This is a genomic window from Chryseobacterium lactis (assembly GCF_003815875.1).
Classification (GTDB): domain Bacteria; phylum Bacteroidota; class Bacteroidia; order Flavobacteriales; family Weeksellaceae; genus Chryseobacterium; species Chryseobacterium lactis.
In genome coordinates this window covers 4,270,133-4,287,336 of sequence record NZ_CP033924.1, presented here as the reverse complement: position 1 = coordinate 4,287,336, position 17,204 = coordinate 4,270,133, and the positions used below count along the sequence as shown (strand labels likewise).

Genomic DNA, 17,204 nt, shown 5'->3' with positions numbered 1-17,204 from the left:
TTATGGTTTTAAGTTATGAATAAAAAAAGCTGTAGCCTTCCTCTAATCCCTATCATCTCCAACCTATCCCTTCTACCTTTTACTTTCCACCTAAAAAGTGTTTAAAAATCAACCATTTTGACTGATAAAAATCCTCTTTTTGATGTTTTTGGCGAAGCTTCCATGTTCCGGCAGCCTGTCCGTAAAAGCCAAAATGTGCTCTTACAACTGCCCAAAGATGAGGGAATCCATTTTTTAATCCAAAATAAATTCCGGCAATTCCATCCAGGCAAAGTCTGAAAAAAATCAACCAGATTAATCTAGGAAAAGGAAGGTTTTTAAGCATCATTGAAAGGTTATTTCTGATGTTTAAATATGTTTTTTGTGCGCTTTGTTTGTTTAAAGTTCCACCACCAACATGATATATCGTAGATTGTCCGGTATAAAAGATCTTTTTTCCTGAATTAATCAGTCGCCAGCAAAGATCAATTTCTTCCTGATGGGCAAAAAACCTTTCATCAAAACCTTTCTGATCCCAAAAATCTTTTGACCGGATGAAAAAACAACATCCTGAAGCCCAGAAGATTTCAGTTTCATCATCATACTGGCCTTTATCTTCTTCCACATCATCAAAAACTCTTCCTCTGCAGTAAGGGTAACCAAGATTATCAATCAATCCTCCGGCCGCTCCAGCAAATTCAAAATGGGTTTTATGATGATAGGATAAAACTTTAGGTTGAATAGCGGAAATGGATGTATTCTTTTCAAATAATTCCAATACAGGTTTTGTCCAGTTTTCGGTAACTTCTACATCCGAATTAAGAAGGCAATAGAATTCATTGTTAATCTCTTTTAAACCTTCATTATATCCGCCTGCAAATCCGTAGTTTTTATCATTCTTAACAATCTTTACGGTTGGAAAATGGGTACTTACAAATGCTATGGAATCATCCGTAGAAAGATTATCAATGACATAAATATCTGCATTCTGAGAAAATTGAACGACACTTGGAAGAAACTTCTCAAGCCAGTTTTTCCCATTCCAATTTAAGATGGCAACAGCCAGTTTTTTCTGCATTACAACTCTTTTTTTTCAGAATCAAATGTTTTGATCGAATCCTGATATTTCCATTTTCTGTGTGACCAAAGGTAATTGTCCGGACGTTTGCGTAAGGTATTCTCAAGTAATTTATGGAATTTCCTTACTACCTCGTTTTCTGTAAACTTTTCGTTATCCGGATATATTCTGTAATAATTGACCTGATAGTAACCACGTTTCACTTTCTTCATTTCACAGTAGATAAAAGCAAGATCCATGCGGGTTGCGAGTTTATCGTATCCTATAAAAGCCGGTGTTCTCTGATTCAGGAACTCCAGTCCATAAGTGACATTTGAAAAGTGGGGCGTCTGGTCAGCAACAAACATATAAATAGAACTTCCGTCATTTTTAGTTCTGAAAATATTTCTGATGACTTCATTGGCTTCCAACGCTTCATTTCCGAATTTATTACGGACTTTTTTCATCTGATTTTCCCAGAAGTCACTATTAACCTTTCTGTAAACAGGATGGCAATGCTTCTGAGGAACAATTTTGGCCAAAGCATTAATCCATTCCCAGTTAAAAACATGTCCGGCAAGCAGAATGATATTTTTACCTTCTTTTTGAATGTCATGAAATACATCCTGATTGATGTGCTGCATCCGTACTCTGGCTTCTGTTTCAGAAATACTGAAGGACTTTATGGTCTCTACCAGATAGTCGGAGAAATTGCGGTAAAATTTTGTTCTGATTTCTTTGATCTCTTCTTCTGATTTTTCAGGAAAGGAGTTTCGTAGATTTTGAGTAATCACTTTTTTTCTATACCCTACCAGATAATAGTTTAGGAAGAAAATAACGTCCGAAAAAATATACAATACTTTAAGCGGAAGTTTAGAGATGAAATATAATATTTTGATTAGGATATTCATAAAGCAGGCAAATTTAGTGATAATAAAATTATGGTTCTATTTTTGCAGAGGGATAAATATTATTTTTTTACCTTTATGTTATGAAAAAAATGACAATATTAGCTTTCCTGGGTTTGGGTTTTTTCGCTTTTTCACAAGATGTAAAGAATTTACCGGATAAAGGAAAGCAAAAAACCGCACTAATTGTACCTACAGGACAAGCTGAATTGGACGCGAAGAAGAAAGCGGCTGAAGAAAAAGCCAAGCTTCCAAAACCTTATGATCCAAAGGCAGATGCTCAGGCAGATATTAATAAATTAGTTGCTCAGGCTAAGAAAGAGGGGAAGAACATTATGATTCAGGCCGGTGGAAACTGGTGTATCTGGTGTCTTCGTTTCAACGAGTTTGTTCAGAAAACTCCTGAACTGAAGCAAATTGTAGATAAGAATTATTTATATTATCATCTGAATTTCTCTCCGGATAATAAGAATGAGAAAGTTTTTGCTCAATATGATAATCCGGGTGATAAGTTTGGATATCCTGTTTTTATTATTTTGGATAAAAATGGTAAAATGATCAAAGTTCAGCAAAGTGATGTCTTAGAGGAAGGAAAAGGGTATAGCAAAGAAAAGGTAAAAGAGTTCTTTAATACCTGGACTCCTAAAGGATAAAATAAAAATTGTATTTTTTAATACAATTTTTTTAAAGCTTAACCACAGAGTACGCGGATTTTCACAGATTTTTTTACAAAATACAGGTGAAAATTAATGTATTCTGTGGTTCTTTTTTTATCTCAAGTTAATAAAGCATTCATGTAAATCAATAGTTCTTTATTTTATTAGCGTTTATTTGTGACAAAATTTTTGATATTTTTGTTTGAAATAAGAATTACAAAAGCTTTTTAATCCAGCTTAATTTTTTCTCAGAATACGGTGGATACTTGATATTAGGTTCGCCCCAGGTCGTTTTTTCAAGAACAGATTTTTGGTGTGAGAATGTTTCAAAACCATATTTTCCATGATAACTTCCGATCCCTGAACTTCCGACGCCTCCAAATGGTAAGTGATCATTACTCAAATGCATCACGCAATCGTTAATACACCCGCCTCCGAAAGATAGTTTTCTTGTAAAGATTTCTTTTTCCTCTGAATTATTGCTAAAAAGATAGGCTGCCAAAGGCTTTTCCTGCTCCAAAACGGTATTGACCGCCATATTGAAATTATTAAAACTGATGACCGGTAGAATAGGACCAAAGATTTCTTCTTCCATCACGGGATCATTCCAGTCAATATTGTTGAGAATAGTAGGCTCTATGTATAATTTTTCTTCATTAAAATTTCCCCCAAAATAGATTTTTTCCTGATCAATAAGGTTGGTAAGGCGATGAAAATTTTTAACATTAATAATCCTCGTATATTGCTCTGAATCCGTTTCATATTTGAATTCTTTAATGTATTTTCTGACTGTCTCCAGAAATTGTTCCTGAATAGTTTCTTCAATCAGTAAATAATCAGGAGCCACGCAGGTTTGCCCGGCATTGAGAAATTTGCCCCAAACAATTCGTTTAGCTGCAATTTCAAGGTTGGCTTCTTTGGTAACAATGGCAGGAGATTTTCCACCTAATTCAAGAACAACGGGAGTCAGATGCTCTGCGGCTGCTTTATATACAATTTTTCCGACTTTGGTACTTCCTGTAAAAAATATTTTATCAAACTTCAATTGTAAAAGCGCTGTAGTCTCATCAACTCCTCCTTCATATACATACAGATATTCCGGTGGAAAGTTTTCGTTAATAATTTTTGACATTGCTTTCATTGTATTTTCGGCAATTTCACTGGGCTTAAGAATACAACAATTTCCTGCAGCCATAGCAGCAATAATGGGTGAGAGTGAAAGTTGATAAGGATAGTTCCATGCACCGATCACCAAAATACAACCCAGCGGATCGGAGTAGATTTTACTATTTCCCAGTTGATTCGCAAGATTGGTACTTACTTTTTTAGGCTTTGAAAGGGTTTTTAAGTTTTTTAAATAATAATCAATATCCTTGAGAACAAAAGATATTTCTGTGGTAAATGTATCAAATCTGGACTTTCCAAAATCTTTGTCGATGGCTTCATACAAAAGGCTTTCATGAGAGATAATGAGGTTTCTGAGTTTTTCAAGATACATTTTCCGAAAGGCAAGACTCTTGGTTTGCTGGGTCTTGAAAAAGTCTCTCTGACTCTGTAAAATTTTTCCAATTTCCATACGTAAGCTTTTGTTTTTTAACGTAAAATCTAATGATTGATGAAGCAACAAGAAATCGGCCAAAGTCATAAGAGTTGGAAGGTGGGAGTGTGAAACTGGATGTTTCTTTTTGTCGTAGGAATACTGGTGATTATTTTAAGAAAACTATTACCTTGAATTAAATATTAATTAAAACGAGTTTTACTTGTTATCTAAGACTTCAATAACTTCCTATCTCCAGCTTCCGGCTTCTTTCTTTTATCACTACATAATATTTCTCACTGCTATTTTTACCGGATGGTAAAGTAATAAAAGTAGAGCGGTAATAAATGCGAGCCAGAATAATCCCGTAAAAATTTCCATATTGGAAAGTAAAATGGATTGCGCTGCTATTTTGGCTTTAAATGCACCGGCAGTCATCGATAACGATTCGTTAACAGGTAATTTTGAAATATTGGCTCCTAACAGCTGATTCCATTGACTATAGAAAACCGGATTGGTATCTGTAAGGTTAAAACTTAATACATCTGAATGTTTTAATGTTAAAAATAACATCAGATTTTGCATTAAAGCATACCCGATGGCGGTGGCCCAGAATCGGGTAGTGGTTCCCATAGCACTGGCATTTGCTACATAATTTTCGGGCATTCCTGAAATCAGAAAGAAAACTAAAGGTGTAAATAATAAGCCCTGTGCCACCCCCTGTAAGAATAGCGGAGGACAGATGGTAGAAAGTGTTGTATCCGGATAAAAGGTATAGGTAAACCATGCACAATCTACTGCCAATAAAAGGAATCCTGTGAAAAATACAATCCTGGATGAAACACCACGAACCAAGCAGATTCCTGATAAAAAAACACCAATAAGTGTACCTGCAACGTTCCAGTACTGAATATTGACGATATAATCCCATGGCCACTTCCAGACTGTAGCCATAATGCTGTAGACATTATTTAACCCTGAACGAATAAGATAGAAGATGAAAAATAAAATCATTCCTACAATTACATTTTTTGAGTTGAAAACTTCAAAGTGAAATAAAGGCCGTTTGGAGCTTCTTTGTTTCAACATAAATAAACCTCCGGAAAGCAGAAAGATTAATAGGCAAATAACCACAGTATCAGATTCAAGCCACATCAGTCTCTTTCCATAAACAATGGCATAGGCTCCGGATTGAAGGCATGCCCAAAGCAGAAACCAGCTTGTAATATCCATTTGATATAACGGCTTTTTTGGAAAGAAACGATTTTTATTGAAAATGACGAAGCCCAGGATCAAAACAAAAACATGGAAATAAGCCATCATCAGGATCATGTGTTGATAGTCATAATCCTGAATGCTTGATTTTAGCAAAGTTGTAGTCACCGTTCCTCCTGTAAGCATAAGCGCATACATGAAAAGATAAGCAATGACTTTTGCATGTCTGGTCTTTAATTCAGCTATAATTAAAGGCAGAAAGATTGCTCCTTCCAGCAATCCGAAGAATCCCTCTAAAAACCGGATGACCAAAATAACATGATAGTCATTGGTAACGGATAAGATGTAAAGAAGAATCACAGAAACGGAAGACATCAGCAGAACATAATATTTCACACTGAAATAGGACATAAATCGCTGTAAAACCAAAAGTGTTACTACAAACGTCCCATACATCAGCATCATCAGATATTGAATATCGTCTGAGTCTACATCCATAAAGGAAGAAGTAAAGGCACTATTGGAGTGAAGCAATGATAACAACATGATATGTGGAAATAATGCCAGGATGAGTAATGGCAGTTTCAACCATTGCGGTAACCATTTATGATAAACTGTATTGTGTTGCATAGATTAATAATAAAGCGGCTAAAAATGCTAAGAAAGCAATTGGTTTCACCTTAAGAAAAAATGCGAAAAGACAAAAGGGCAAAGGTGTAAAAAGGTAAAATGGCAAATATGCTGTAAGAAAAAATTCGCAGATTCGCTATTTTGCAGTTTTGCCTTTTCGCAGGAAAAAAAATCTAATTTTAATTTAAAGATTTGAAAATGAGTTGATTTAAAAATAGTAGTAGACCACATATTTTTGTACTCTAGTACTCTAGTACTCTAGTACTCTAGTACTCTAGTACTCTAATACTCTAATACTCTCAAACACCACCAAACCTATATCTTCTTCGCGCTCACCAGAACATTCATTCCGGAAAGCAGCTTTTCATTGTCTTTATTATGATCAAGTATTATTTTAACAGGAAATCTTTGCTCGATTTTTACGAAGTTTCCTGTCGCATTATCAGGCTTTACCAGAGAAAACTGCGATCCTGAAGCTGGCGAAATGGAAAGAATCTTTCCTTTGAATTCAATACCGGGATAAGCATCGGCAGTAATCGTTACTTCTTGTTTCTGATCAATTTGTCCCAGTTGTGTTTCTTTGTAGTTGGCAATGATCCACTTTTCTTTGCTTACCATTTGTACCAAGGCCTGACCTTCTTTGATCAACTGACCTTCCTGAATGGTCTTTTTGCCTACCCATCCGTCGTAAGGTGCTGTGATAACTGTGTATGACAGGAAAAGTTTAGCATTATTCAGACTGGCAGAGCTTTGCTGGATCTGGCTTTTAGCAGGGGCAACCTTAGTTTGCTGTTCATTGGCTCCGGCTCTTACAGCGTTCTTTTGTTGTTCCAGTGCTAAAAGATTGGCTTTTGACTGTTCGTAAGACGCTTTTACATTTTCAAAATCCTGTTCTGTGGCAGCATCTTCTGCCAGCAGATTTTTGTATCTTTTATAATCCTGCTCAGTTCTCCAGATATCAATTTTGGCAGATGCCATTTTTGCATCTATAATTTTAGTATCACTTTCTTTCGTATTGACACTACTTTGAATAGTCGTAATATTTTCAGTGTTGGCGTGAAGACTAGCCTCTGCCATATGAACCTGATTAACAAATTCTCTGTTGTCTATGACGATTAAAGTGTCACCTTCATGAACAAACTGATTTTCATTAAATCTTATTGTTTTGATAAAGCCTGAAATCTTGCTTGATACGGGTGTTATATACTGCTCAATCTGTGCATCATTCGTCGTTACATTTTTTCTTGAGAAAAGATAAAAACTTATCATTCCTGTGACGCCGCTGATAATAAGGATCCAGGCCAGTAAAGTAATCGTCTTGTTGATTCTTTTTTCCTTTTGTGTCAGTTGTTTCTGTGCCATAGTTTTTATAAGTTTCCAATCGTATATTGGAGTTGATAATATTTTAGTTGTCTGTTAATTTTTACGGAAATAAGATTGGATTCTGCTTCCAGATAGGTGTTGTCTGCATCGATGAGCTCGGTAATCAGACTTAGTTTATTGGCATATTTTGTTCTTACGATCCTGTAGTTTTCTTTAGCCTGATCGATAGCTTCCTCAGCAATTTTTACTTTCTGATCGGTTTCTTCAAACTTTTTATAGGCTTCAAAGACGTTGTGTCTGATTTTCTCTTCATTTTCTTCGATCTGCAGCTTAGCAAGATTAATATTTTCTTTAGCTTCCTGCATTTTGTACTTGTTTTTGTACAGATTTTCGATAGGATAGGTAAGGTTCATCCCGATCATTCCCAGGCGATATGCATAAGGCTCAGGCGGAAAAAACATCATATTCGGGTACTTTAAAAAATATTCTCCACCTGCGGTAATCTTCGGTAGATAATTCGCTTTGGTGATTTTCTGATCCAGTTCTTTTAAGGATAAGTTTTTGTGAGTCATCCCGACGGATTCGTTTTTGTTTAAAGCTGTTTCTGTCAACTCTTCAATATAAGGAATGGCTACTTTATCAGAAATCAGATCTTCTGTATTCGTATGCATTTCCTGATTTTCCGGAAGTGAGAGAATGGTTTTCAGCTTATGTTCGGCAATTTGTATATCATTATCCAGTTCCGTCCAGCTCATTTTGTGGTTGGAAAGTTGTAATGAGGTTCTCAATACTTCATTAACGGTCACTACACCATTTGCTTTTAAAGTTTTAACCTGTTTGATATTGACAGAATCTTCTTTCATTTTGTCGTTGATCAGGTTCTGTTGTTCTTTTAAATGATGAATCTGCAGAAAGGCAGTAATGATCTCCATTTTCAATTGTCTTTCGTCAAGATGTGTTCTTAAAGTTGAAATTTCAGTGTCAATCGCTGCTTTTTTTTCTGTATTCTTAATTTTACCACCCATGTATACAGGAATAGAGGCTGATAGGGTAAAATCATACATTGCATTAATGGCATTGTACTTTGTAGCTTTGTTGAATACACCGTCCTGATGTTGGTAAAGATTGGTCACCTGCATGTAGCTTGTATGAAACTCAATGTCCGGAAGTTTTTCCATTTTGAGATCTTTCTCTCTGGTGACCGACATTTCTTGCTTCAGATGACTTATCTGAATGTTTTTGTTGTTTTTTAATCCGATTTCAACAGCTTCTTGCAGGCCTAGATGTCGGTAATCAATCATCTGTGTGTATAAAAGGTTGCTCAATAATAAGCACAACGCGATGCACAGATATCTGCATGCGTTAAATATCATATTCATAAATTAATTAAAGGATTTTTGCTAAAATGATTTCGATATGGCAAAGGTACGGCGACTAGTATCCGACATGATTTGTGAAACCAGAAAAAGATTTGCTCATTTACGCCAATTTAAAAATTCTTCTTATCTTTATTCCATGGATAATAGTCATTTTAAAGCCGTGGAAGAAGATGATGCTGAATTTTATATACACCACGTGCTTACAGGAAATATAACTACAGAAATTCATTATCACAGTTCTGCCCAGCTGGTCTATGCGGAGGGTGGAATTGTGCATGTTTTTACAGATCTTAAACACTGGTATCTTCCGGCAAGATATTTTATGTGGATTCCTGCCGGAACGCCTCATTATCTTTTTTCTACCAGTCCGAAAGTGAATTTATATAATTTTTATTTTAAAAAAGAAGAAAATGAAAATGGCTTTTTTGATGAAATTAATATTTATTCAGTTAATGATTTGCTGAGAGAAATGATTTTATATACAAAAGAATGGAATGGAAAAATCACAAAAAATGATGGTTCTAAATATTACTTTCTTAAAGCTTTAAAAGGCATTTTACCGGAAAAAATAGATAAAAAACTCCCTTTTCCTGTTCAGCATCCCTTTCCAAAAGATGAAACTTTATTAAAAATAGCCAGATACATCCATGAGAATCTGGATAAGCCGCTTACCATTGAGTCTACGGCCAAAGAATTTGGAATGAGTACCAGAACCCTGTCGAGGAAGTTTAAGGAGACTTTAGGGATGAATTACGTTCGTTTTCTGCGTGCTTTAAGGATTACCCGCTCACTTGAATTGATGTTGGAAGGAAAGTACAATATGTACGAAATAGCAATGATGGTAGGCTACAATAGCTTATCCTCCTTTAGTAATATTTTCAAAAAAGTAATCGGAGTCGCTCCTACGGAATATCAGCAGAAATTGAGAGGTGACAGGTAGTTAGGGTGGAGTGTTTGAGAGTTTTAGAGTAGGAGAGAGTGTGGTGAATGTTTCAAGTTGTGGGTTATATGATCTATAATGTCGTTATGACGATGTTGCCAGTAGTATAAATTAGTTATATAAGCCAAAGAGCAACTTTAGACAAAGATTTATTAAAACACTCTATATTCCGCTTCTCTGAAGGGGTGGCTTTTTGCAAAGCAAAAAGACGGGGTAGTCTGGGCAGTAGCAGTACTTCGTATAAAATCACAAAAAAACCACCTCAAATTAAATTGAAGTGGTTCTTTTGTATGGTGAGAAAATCTCAGTTGCTTATTAAGCTTCTTCAGATTTAGCTTCTTCTTTTTTCGCAGCAGGTGCAGCAGCTACAACTGGAGCGTCAGATACGATATCGAATTCGAAATTGTACTCAACGTTTCTGTGTAATCTGATGTTTGCAGTTACTCTACCAGTTCTCTTAATAGTGTTCCCTGGAATTTTGATGTATTTCTTCTCTACAGAAACTCCAGCTTTAGCAAGAGCAGCAGAAAGATCTGCATTGTTGATAGATCCGAATAATTTATCACCAGAACCTACTTTTGCAGGAATAGTAATAGAAGTTTTCTTTAATTGATCTACTACAGCGTTAGCAGCAGAGATTAATTTAGCTTCTTCTTCTTTTCTAGCTTCCAAAGTAGCTTCAAGAGCAGCTTTGTTTTTAGGTGTAGCTAAAAGTGCAATTCCCTGAGGAAGTAAGAAGTTTCTAGCATAACCTGGCTTTACGCTTACTGTATCAAACTCAAGTCCTAAGTTTTCTACGTCTTGTTTTAGGATGATATCCATTGTTGTTGTCCTTTTTTAAGATTTTAGAGTGGTCTAAAATCAAGTTAGAATTAATTATTTATTCAGCAACAAAAGAAGAGATTGCTCTCTTCTTTTATTTATTTTTTGTCTTATTTCAATAAGTCAGCTACGTAAGGTAGTAAAGAAAGGTGTCTTGCTCTTTTGATAGCAGCAGAAACTTTTCTTTGGTATTTTAAAGAAGTTCCAGTGTATCTTCTTGGTAAGATTTTACCTTGCTCGTTTACAAACTGTAATAAGAAATCAGCATCTTTGTAATCAACGTGCTTAATTCCGTATTTTTTGAATCTACAATATTTCTTTTCAGATTTTGTATTGATATCAAGTGGAGTAAGGAATTTTACTTCTGATTCTCCTCCAGCTGAGGCTTGTTTAGCCATTTCATCTATTGCCATGTCTTGTCTTTTTTAAAAAATAGGGTTAATTAATTAAGCTTTAGCTGCTTTTACTTTAGCTCTTCTTGTTACAGCGTACTCAATAGCATGCTTGTCAAGTTTTGTAGTAAGGTAACGGATTACTCTCTCGTCACGCTTGAATGCTAATTCTAAGTCAGCTACTACAGAACCTTCTCCTTTAAATTCGATTAAAGTATAGAACCCATTCTTTTTCAATTGGATTGGGTAAGCTAATTTTTTTAATCCCCAGTTTTCTTTAGCAACGATTTCGCAGTTCTTTTCTTTGATAAGATCTACATACTTGTTCACTGCTTCCTCTACCTGTGACTCAGATAGAACGGGAGTTAAAATGAAAACAGTTTCGTAATTGTTCATAATGTTAAATGAATTTGTTAATTATTTCGAGGTGCAAAATTAGAGAATATATTTGTAATATGCAATAGTTTCTGTGGAATAGTTAAGGGTTAAATGCTGTAGATTAAAAGTTGTCTGTTATTAATATGGAATAGTGGTATTGAACTACAAGATATTTAAACCAAGAATAATAAATATTGAACTAGTGTAAATGCTTATTATCATTGACTTTTTTGAAAAACGGCGATTTTATTAATGCTGATTTACAGGGTTTTAAAAATAGACTTCTATTTCTCATTTAAAATAACCGCATTTACGATTGTTTTTTGTTGTTGAGGACTGATTTTTGCATTCTGGTTTTGACTTTTAATCAGAAAAACAAATTTTATCATACAATGAAAATTAATTATTACGTATTACCATTACTCCTGACCGGAAGTTTATTCTATTCTCAGGACAAAATCACCAAAAAGAACGGAAGCACTGTAGATGTTAAACTTATAGAAATTGGCTCCTCCAATATTACTTATAAGGAATTGGACAATCCTGATGGTCCAAGTCATTCTATGGATAAATCGGAAGTTTACGAAATAGCCTACAGCAATGGAAAAACAGAAATTTTAGGAAAATATAAAACCGCAGATGAAGCCAAAAGCCTGATCATTGCGAAGATCAATGAATACGGAATTGACCGTGACAGGAATGATTTGTCCTTGCGCTCTGAGTTTGATGGTGATAATATTAAGATCAATTCTGTGAATATGAAAGGACGGGTTGTCCATGAAGGAGATCTGTGGGATTTAAGCAAAGTGATCGCATTTCACGAAATTTCAAAAAGAAAAGATAATATCGCATATTTAAATATTATTACTTATAAAATAACCAAATCCAAAAGAGAGTTGAGTAAGCTGGTCATTAAAATGACCGACTATGAAGCTACAGCTCAGATATTAGAAGCGATGAAAGACCTTAGGATTATGTTGAAAAAAGACTAAAGTCTAATTATTGCCAGCTAATCCTGTTGTCTGGCTTCAGTAAGAAAATTCGTTTTCAATACATCATACAATGAATGTCTGCTTACCAGAATAGAAGCAATTGAGGAAACCATACCGGCAAGCATCAAATGAAAAATCAATGAATGCCTGTCGGTCATTTCCAGAACAATAATTGCTGATGTAAACGGAGCTCTGGTAATTCCTGTGAGAAAAGCAACCATTCCACCAAGAACGACGACATTGGTTTCATTGGGCGTTAAATGAATTGCTCCTGAAATGACAGAACCGATACTTGCTCCCGCAGTAAGAGCCGGCGCAAAAATCCCTCCTGCACCTCCCGAAGTAAAAGAAAGGGCAGGGCCAAGCATTCTTAAAATAGGAACATACCAGTCTTCATGTTTATTCTTTGTAAAAAGTACCCGTTCCATAATTTCTTTTCCTGAACCAAGAATTTCTCTATTGATGAAATAGGCTATCGACGCGATAAATAGGGCACAAATCACTAAAAATATAACATTAGCCTTATCGGTTTTTAATGTTTTCTTTTTCCAGTTGTTAATTCTAAGCATAATGACTGAAAGATGGCTTGCCAGAATTCCCGCGGTGGCTGCTACCAGAATAATCGGAAACATAACCATTAAAGAAACATCATTGGTTTTTGGGTATCCCAGATACAAATAAGAGCCGGCGAGTGTCTGAGCTGTTAATCCGGCAATAATGACTGCGGTAAATAATGCTGTTTTAAAGTAGTTGATATGCGTTTTTGAAAGTTCTTCTACTGCAAATACAATTCCACCCAAAGGCGTATTAAATGCGGCAGCAAGTCCGGCTGCGGCTCCGGTCATGATCATGTTTTTTTTGGAAATCTTAGGCCACCATTCCGGAAGATATTCGTTTACTTTCCTGAAAACAGAACCTGCTATTTGGATAGTAGGGCCTTCACGTCCCACTGCGCCTCCACCAATAACCAGAACTACGGAAGAAATGATTTTAAAAATAATGATTTTAAGGCTTAAAAGACTTCTGATCTTTTTGTGTTCTTTTGGATTAGCGAGTTCTACAGCGGCCATCACCTGTGGAATTCCACTTCCTTTGGCATTGGGTGCGAACTCCTTGACCAGCCACCATGAGAGCACAAAACCGATGGGTGCAATAATGAAAATCATCCAGGCATGCCAGTCAAAGATAAAATTCATCAGATTTTCACCCCAGGCAAATATTTTAGCATAGAGTACAGCAAAAAAACCGGTAATAACAGAGGCAATCCAGAACGGAATAGCCTGAAGCAGATTGTACTTCAGCTGCTCATTTCGAATATTGTCAAAAGAATTTTTAATGGATTTCCGTATAAGGATCAGGATTTTCAGCATTTGTCGGTTTTGTGGCATGAAATTACGACAAAAATCCGAAACTTATATTTCTTCAAAAAATTTTGAAATCATTAAAGCGTTATCAACGCGCATAGCTTTTGGTATTCTCAGACCTATGATATTGTTTTTAATCTGAAGGTTAAAATCTTCATCAGAAATAGATTTTATGGTAACCTTTCTTTGTGAAGTTAAAAATGCCATGGTTTTGTACGGATCACTTCCCAAAACATAAAAATCCTTAAAATCTCTGTTTTCCTTAGAATTGATATTAAAACGGCTGAAAATTCCTGCAATCCTATCTGCCAATTTTTTCTTATTAATTGAAATGAAACCATAGTCTTCATGTGTTTCCTTTAATCCCCAAAGCTCCAGACTATCATATTTATCTGTTGTTCGGGCTCCCCTGATGGATGTTCCTATAAGATTGACTATGAAAAGATAGAAAGTACTTGTATTCCTTTTGTTTGTAATACTGTAACAGAGTTTTGGCTCTTGTAAAAAGTCTACATAATGAGATTTGAATTGATCATATGGAGAATTTTCAATGTCTATTACTGAAATGTCATAGATTGCTGATAAATGATCATATATTTCAAAAATTAACTCTTCATCTTCCTTGGAAAAATCAAATAATTTAGTAACGTAAAGTTTTCGGAAGTCTAATTCCATGATTATAGAATTGATATTTTGCGGAATAAAATTATAATTTTAAATCCTAATAATATAACAAAACTTATAAAACAAAATCTCACTCAGTAACGAGTGAGATTTTTATATTTTTAAAATCCTCCTAAGAAAAGAGCAGCTCCTATTGCATAGAGTACTATAAGGGCTATACTGAAAATCACATTGATGTCTCTCAGTTTGGTTTTTCCATTACCTTGGAGAACCACAGCCTCAATAATGATAAAAAGAAGCCATAGGGCATGGAAAATCATCATAAAGAAGAACCAGCCCAATCCGTCCCATCCTTTTGCCTCATTCATTCCAATGAAGAAAACAATGGATCCCGAAACAAGCACTGCCAGACGTATTACAATGTGTTTTTTTACATTATGATCCGTTATTGGCTTCTTGTTTCCGTCTTCCTGCTTTATTTCAAAAAGCTCTCTTAATTCGGGATTCATTCCTTTTGTTTATTGTATAATGTAACAAAAAACTGCAGAATCCCGGCATAACCCAGAAGGTTTAATACCCCAAAAACACGAAACAGATTCATCGAATAAAAATCAAAAAAGCTAGTTGCCAGTTGAATAAGGTCAATAAGGATGATAGCACTTAATGAAATTATAGCAATAATAGTTGCATTTTTCATAATCTGTTGGGTTGTTTGGTTATTATTATTTTTTCTTAAATCTCTGTATTCAGATCCCAGTTTTCAAGGTAATCGTGAACATGTTTTAACATCATTCCTCCCAGAGAACCGTCTACGACTCTGTGGTCATAAGAATGAGACATAAACATTAAGTTTCTGATTGCAATTACGTCTCCGTCTGCTGTTTCAAGAACTGCCGGTTTCTTAACGATCGCTCCGATTGCAAGGATAGCAACCTGCGGCTGAGGAATAATCGGTGTTCCCATAAGGTTTCCAAAGCTTCCTACATTAGAAATAGTATAAGTTGCCCCTTGAGTATCCTCAGGTCTTAATTTTTTGTTTCTTGCTCTGTACGCTAAGTCATTGATTGCTTTTGCCAATCCTGAAAGAGATAGCTGATCAGCGTTTTTAATAACAGGAACGATAAGGTTTCCATCCGGAAGGGCAGTAGCCATACCAATATTGATGTTTTTCTTTTTGATGATATTTTCACCGCTAACAGAAACATTGATCATTGGGAAATCCTGGATCGCTTTTACTACTGCTTTTACGAAAATTGGCATGAAAGTAAGTTTTTCACCTTCACGTTTTTCGAAGATTGCTTTGTTTTTATTTCTCCACTTTACAACGTTGGTAACGTCTGTTTCGATGAAAGAAGTAACGTGTGGAGCAATTTGTTTTGCTTTTACCATGTTTTCAGCGATGATCTTTCTCATTCTGTCCATTGGAATGATCTCATCACCTGCGCCTGCAGAAATCGTGGCTGCCGGAGCAGAAACTGCTGGTTTTGGAGTAGAGGCTGCCTGTACCGGAGCTGCTTGTTGAGCAGGTTGGCTACCTCTGTTAGCAACGTATGCTAATATATCTTCTTTAGTGATTCTACCTTCTAAACCGCTTCCTTTGATGGTTTTCAGTTCAGTTTCAGAAATTTTTTCCTGTTGTGCAATTGATTTTACAAGTGGAGATAAATAAAGGTCTCCTGAGAATTCTACATTTGAAGCAGCTACCGTTTGTAATGGCTCTTCAATTGCTTTTAATGTTTCAGCATCCGGGGTCGCTGCCGGAGTTGTAGCTGTTGATTCTTCTGAAACGGCACCTTCTCCTTCAATTTCTAAAATAGCAATGGCCTCACCTACTTTTGCAACTTCATCTTTTTGCTTTAAAATTTTTACAATTTTCCCCGAAACTGGTGTCGGAACGTCTGAATCTACTTTATCTGTAGCAATTTCTACTACAGAATCATCTTCTTTTACGTTATCACCTTCATTGAATAACCAAGTGATAATTGTCGCTTCCATAACACCTTCTCCCATGGAAGGAAGCAATAATTTGTATTCTGCCATTTTTGATTTTTAGATTTTGACAAATATATAAAAAAAATCGGTTTTTTTATGAAATATATAATGTTAGGTGAATTCAATATAAATATTTTCACCTACATTCAATCCAAACAGGCTTTTAGCTCCATTTTTTTTGCTTCCCTTATAAATGGTAAGCTCCAATAGCTGACTGTCATTGAAAATAGCCGCAGACTGCCCATGGAATTCCGTCTCCCTTTCCCAGTCTGAAACCAACTCGGTATGCCCCGAAAATATCCTTGAAAGACTCAAGTTCCTGAATTTTATTGTAAAACCATCATACCCTTTGCTGATATTTTCGAAGAAATCTTTATTGATATTTGAGATTATATTTCCGAAATTATCAATGTAGGTAACTTCTCCGATGATCATTCCTTCAGATTCATTGTAGACCGCTCTCGGAAACATCAGCTGCTTTGCCGTATCTATTTTTCTTCCGATTACTTCAGGAAGACCACCATTAGCAAGATGTACCGCTGCAGGAACAAAAATGTCTGTAGAAGTAAAGTCTATGATATCATCAAAACGGTTGTTGAGTGTCAGCTCGTAGATGCCTTCCGGTTTAATGTCGAAAAAGATAAGGCTTAAGAGTCCGTTATCTGACGCCAGAAAATAAGAACCATCTGCTTTGTAAAGAATATTTTTTCTTGATTTATTGTAAAAACTGTCTACCGAAAGGATGTGAATAGTTCCCTTCGGAAAATATTTGTATGCATTTCTTACAATATACGAAGTTTGTATAAGGTTGAAAGCCTGGATATCGTGGGTTATATCAATAATATTAACCTCAGGGTTTAGAGACAGAATTTTGCCTTTCACAGCGGCAACTCTGTAATCTAAATTTCCGAAATCCGAAGTAAGGGTAATAATTGACATGCGCAATGTATCGAATAGTGTAGTCTTGCAAAGTTATTTAAAATAAAAAGAAAGCCCGAAAGATTGTTGAAAAGAAT

At 35.5% G+C, this 17,204-nt stretch carries 18 protein-coding genes; 3 read left to right on the top strand and 15 right to left on the bottom strand.

All coding sequences use genetic code 11. The features are described from left to right. Positions 1–79 precede the first annotated feature (79 nt). Positions 80–1,057, bottom strand: a complete 978-nt coding sequence (locus EG342_RS19075; protein WP_103292226.1) for a glycosyltransferase family 2 protein — start codon at positions 1,055–1,057, stop codon at positions 80–82. Further along, positions 1,057–1,947 carry a lysophospholipid acyltransferase family protein gene (locus tag EG342_RS19070; protein WP_103292227.1) on the bottom strand — a complete coding sequence of 297 codons (891 nt, stop codon included), beginning with the start codon at positions 1,945–1,947 and terminating at the stop codon, positions 1,057–1,059. The genes EG342_RS19075 and EG342_RS19070 overlap by 1 nt, the downstream gene beginning before the upstream one ends. An 80-nt stretch (positions 1,948–2,027) precedes the next feature. On the opposite strand from EG342_RS19070, the gene EG342_RS19065 reads away from it, so the two are divergent. Then, complete coding sequence (locus tag EG342_RS19065) at positions 2,028–2,597, top strand: thioredoxin family protein (RefSeq protein ID WP_103292228.1); 570 nt, start codon at positions 2,028–2,030, stop codon at positions 2,595–2,597. A 217-nt stretch (positions 2,598–2,814) separates the two neighbouring features. On the opposite strand, the gene EG342_RS19060 is transcribed toward EG342_RS19065, so the two are convergent. The 4 genes from EG342_RS19060 to EG342_RS19045 form a co-directional block, all read right to left on the bottom strand. Then, positions 2,815–4,176, bottom strand: a complete 1,362-nt coding sequence (locus EG342_RS19060) for an aldehyde dehydrogenase (protein WP_103292656.1) — start codon at positions 4,174–4,176, stop codon at positions 2,815–2,817. Positions 4,177–4,419: 243 nt separating this feature from the next. Continuing rightward, positions 4,420–5,982, bottom strand: a complete 1,563-nt coding sequence (locus tag EG342_RS19055) for an MFS transporter (protein ID WP_103292229.1) — start codon at positions 5,980–5,982, stop codon at positions 4,420–4,422. A gap of 315 nt (positions 5,983–6,297) precedes the next feature. Then, positions 6,298–7,344, bottom strand: a complete 1,047-nt coding sequence (locus tag EG342_RS19050; RefSeq protein WP_103292230.1) for an HlyD family secretion protein — start codon at positions 7,342–7,344, stop codon at positions 6,298–6,300. A 5-nt stretch (positions 7,345–7,349) separates the two neighbouring features. After that, entirely contained in the window at positions 7,350–8,684 is a 1,335-nt protein-coding gene (locus EG342_RS19045; RefSeq protein ID WP_246008663.1) for a TolC family protein, read from the bottom strand. Positions 8,685–8,721: 37 nt separating this feature from the next. Here EG342_RS19045 and EG342_RS19040 point away from each other — a divergent pair, with 37 nt between their 5' ends. Continuing rightward, positions 8,722–9,624 carry a helix-turn-helix domain-containing protein gene (locus EG342_RS19040; protein ID WP_246008662.1) on the top strand — a complete coding sequence of 301 codons (903 nt, stop codon included), beginning with the start codon at positions 8,722–8,724 and terminating at the stop codon, positions 9,622–9,624. Positions 9,625–9,939: 315 nt separating this feature from the next. Here the strand turns inward: EG342_RS19040 and rplI are convergent, their stop codons facing one another. The 3 genes from rplI to rpsF form a co-directional block, all read right to left on the bottom strand. Further along, entirely contained in the window at positions 9,940–10,446 is a 507-nt protein-coding gene (gene rplI, locus EG342_RS19035) for a 50S ribosomal protein L9 (RefSeq protein WP_103292232.1), read from the bottom strand. A gap of 110 nt (positions 10,447–10,556) precedes the next feature. Then, positions 10,557–10,859, bottom strand: a complete 303-nt coding sequence (rpsR, locus tag EG342_RS19030; protein ID WP_034706728.1) for a 30S ribosomal protein S18 — start codon at positions 10,857–10,859, stop codon at positions 10,557–10,559. Positions 10,860–10,892: 33 nt separating this feature from the next. Continuing rightward, positions 10,893–11,234: a 30S ribosomal protein S6 gene (rpsF, locus tag EG342_RS19025; RefSeq protein ID WP_068943529.1), complete on the bottom strand. Its 342-nt coding sequence runs from the start codon at positions 11,232–11,234 to the stop codon at positions 10,893–10,895. Between the two features lie 374 nt (positions 11,235–11,608). Between rpsF and EG342_RS19020 the strand changes: the two genes are divergently transcribed. Further along, positions 11,609–12,208, top strand: a complete 600-nt coding sequence (locus tag EG342_RS19020; RefSeq protein ID WP_103292233.1) for a hypothetical protein — start codon at positions 11,609–11,611, stop codon at positions 12,206–12,208. A 17-nt stretch (positions 12,209–12,225) separates the two neighbouring features. Here the strand turns inward: EG342_RS19020 and EG342_RS19015 are convergent, their stop codons facing one another. The 6 genes from EG342_RS19015 to EG342_RS18990 all read right to left on the bottom strand — a co-directional run bounded on the left by EG342_RS19015 (position 12,226) and on the right by EG342_RS18990 (position 17,127). Beyond that, the gene (locus tag EG342_RS19015) at positions 12,226–13,578 is read right to left on the bottom strand and encodes a chloride channel protein (RefSeq protein WP_103292234.1); all 1,353 of its coding nucleotides are present in this window, start codon (positions 13,576–13,578) and stop codon (positions 12,226–12,228) included. A gap of 42 nt (positions 13,579–13,620) precedes the next feature. Beyond that, on the bottom strand, positions 13,621–14,247 hold the full coding sequence (locus EG342_RS19010) for a hypothetical protein (protein ID WP_103292235.1): 627 nt from the start codon (positions 14,245–14,247) through the stop codon (positions 13,621–13,623). A gap of 110 nt (positions 14,248–14,357) precedes the next feature. Then, a complete protein-coding gene (locus EG342_RS19005) occupies positions 14,358–14,705 on the bottom strand; it encodes a hypothetical protein (RefSeq protein ID WP_103292236.1) in 348 nt (115 codons plus the stop codon). Further along, a complete protein-coding gene (locus tag EG342_RS19000; RefSeq protein WP_103292237.1) occupies positions 14,702–14,893 on the bottom strand; it encodes a hypothetical protein in 192 nt (63 codons plus the stop codon). The genes EG342_RS19005 and EG342_RS19000 overlap by 4 nt, the downstream gene beginning before the upstream one ends. A gap of 35 nt (positions 14,894–14,928) precedes the next feature. Beyond that, positions 14,929–16,236 (bottom strand): dihydrolipoamide acetyltransferase family protein, encoded by a 1,308-nt coding sequence (locus tag EG342_RS18995; RefSeq protein WP_103292238.1) that lies wholly within the window; start codon positions 16,234–16,236, stop codon positions 14,929–14,931. Between the two features lie 63 nt (positions 16,237–16,299). Then, the gene (locus EG342_RS18990) at positions 16,300–17,127 is read right to left on the bottom strand and encodes an SAM hydrolase/SAM-dependent halogenase family protein (RefSeq protein ID WP_103292239.1); all 828 of its coding nucleotides are present in this window, start codon (positions 17,125–17,127) and stop codon (positions 16,300–16,302) included. Between the last annotated feature and the right edge of the window lie 77 nt (positions 17,128–17,204).

What these genes read in the sequence shown, in the direction of transcription:
- EG342_RS19075 (WP_103292226.1), bottom strand. Translation starts at nt 1,057, where the DNA reads ATGCAGAAAAAACTGGCTGTTGCCATCTTAAATTGGAATGGGAAAAAC.
- EG342_RS19070 (WP_103292227.1), bottom strand. Translation starts at nt 1,947, where the DNA reads ATGAATATCCTAATCAAAATATTATATTTCATCTCTAAACTTCCGCTT.
- EG342_RS19065 (WP_103292228.1), top strand. Translation starts at nt 2,028, where the DNA reads ATGAAAAAAATGACAATATTAGCTTTCCTGGGTTTGGGTTTTTTCGCT.
- EG342_RS19060 (WP_103292656.1), bottom strand. Translation starts at nt 4,176, where the DNA reads ATGGAAATTGGAAAAATTTTACAGAGTCAGAGAGACTTTTTCAAGACC.
- EG342_RS19055 (WP_103292229.1), bottom strand. Translation starts at nt 5,982, where the DNA reads ATGCAACACAATACAGTTTATCATAAATGGTTACCGCAATGGTTGAAA.
- EG342_RS19050 (WP_103292230.1), bottom strand. Translation starts at nt 7,344, where the DNA reads ATGGCACAGAAACAACTGACACAAAAGGAAAAAAGAATCAACAAGACG.
- EG342_RS19045 (WP_246008663.1), bottom strand. Translation starts at nt 8,684, where the DNA reads ATGAATATGATATTTAACGCATGCAGATATCTGTGCATCGCGTTGTGC.
- EG342_RS19040 (WP_246008662.1), top strand. Translation starts at nt 8,722, where the DNA reads ATGGCAAAGGTACGGCGACTAGTATCCGACATGATTTGTGAAACCAGA.
- rplI (WP_103292232.1), bottom strand. Translation starts at nt 10,446, where the DNA reads ATGGATATCATCCTAAAACAAGACGTAGAAAACTTAGGACTTGAGTTT.
- rpsR (WP_034706728.1), bottom strand. Translation starts at nt 10,859, where the DNA reads ATGGCAATAGATGAAATGGCTAAACAAGCCTCAGCTGGAGGAGAATCA.
- rpsF (WP_068943529.1), bottom strand. Translation starts at nt 11,234, where the DNA reads ATGAACAATTACGAAACTGTTTTCATTTTAACTCCCGTTCTATCTGAG.
- EG342_RS19020 (WP_103292233.1), top strand. Translation starts at nt 11,609, where the DNA reads ATGAAAATTAATTATTACGTATTACCATTACTCCTGACCGGAAGTTTA.
- EG342_RS19015 (WP_103292234.1), bottom strand. Translation starts at nt 13,578, where the DNA reads ATGCTGAAAATCCTGATCCTTATACGGAAATCCATTAAAAATTCTTTT.
- EG342_RS19010 (WP_103292235.1), bottom strand. Translation starts at nt 14,247, where the DNA reads ATGGAATTAGACTTCCGAAAACTTTACGTTACTAAATTATTTGATTTT.
- EG342_RS19005 (WP_103292236.1), bottom strand. Translation starts at nt 14,705, where the DNA reads ATGAATCCCGAATTAAGAGAGCTTTTTGAAATAAAGCAGGAAGACGGA.
- EG342_RS19000 (WP_103292237.1), bottom strand. Translation starts at nt 14,893, where the DNA reads ATGAAAAATGCAACTATTATTGCTATAATTTCATTAAGTGCTATCATC.
- EG342_RS18995 (WP_103292238.1), bottom strand. Translation starts at nt 16,236, where the DNA reads ATGGCAGAATACAAATTATTGCTTCCTTCCATGGGAGAAGGTGTTATG.
- EG342_RS18990 (WP_103292239.1), bottom strand. Translation starts at nt 17,127, where the DNA reads ATGTCAATTATTACCCTTACTTCGGATTTCGGAAATTTAGATTACAGA.